We start from the raw sequence: 582 nt of genomic DNA, 5'->3' as shown, positions 1-582 counted from the left end.
GATCTTCTCGACCGACGCGCTGCCGCCTTCCGCGGCAACCGGATCGAAACCCGTTGCGCGCACCGTGATGACCTTGATCGGATCGCTCGACTGCACCGTCGCGATCGCGTTGCCCGCGTAGATCGGACGCTCGAACGTGTCGGCCGAATCGACCCCCGTGATGTCCGAGATCTGCGCGACGTCCAGCTTCGCGGCAATGCGCGGCGCGATGTTCTTGCCGTACGCCGTCGCCGGCGCGAGGATGTGCGAGTAGTCCTTCGCGATGTTCAGCGCGGTCGCTTCGACGTTTTCCGCGAGGCCCGCCTCGAGCTGCGGCGCGTCGGCCAGCAGCACCTTCGACACGCCTGCGATCTTTGCTGCCGCGTCCGCCGCCGCTTGCGCGTTGTGGCCCGCGACCAGCACGTGAATGTCACCGCCGACGAATTTGCCAACCTCGGCCGCCGCTGCCACCGTGTTCAGCGTCGCGGCCTTGATCGTCGAAGCGCCGCGTGCCCCGTCATGCTCGGCAATAACCAGAATCGTCATTTCTTTCCGCTCCCTCTTACAGCACCTTGGCTTCGGTCTTCAGCTTCTCGACCAGCG

At 65.6% G+C, this 582-nt stretch carries 1 pseudogene; it reads right to left on the bottom strand.

Annotated features, from left to right (window positions below):
- Positions 1–525 (bottom strand): annotated as a pseudogene (locus DIE21_RS36890) (electron transfer flavoprotein subunit alpha/FixB family protein); the annotation flags it as partial.
- Between the last annotated feature and the right edge of the window lie 57 nt (positions 526–582).

Source organism: Burkholderia sp. Bp9140, from assembly GCF_003853425.1.
Classification (GTDB): Bacteria; Pseudomonadota; Gammaproteobacteria; order Burkholderiales; family Burkholderiaceae; genus Burkholderia.
This window is presented reverse-complemented; position numbering and strand designations above follow the sequence as displayed.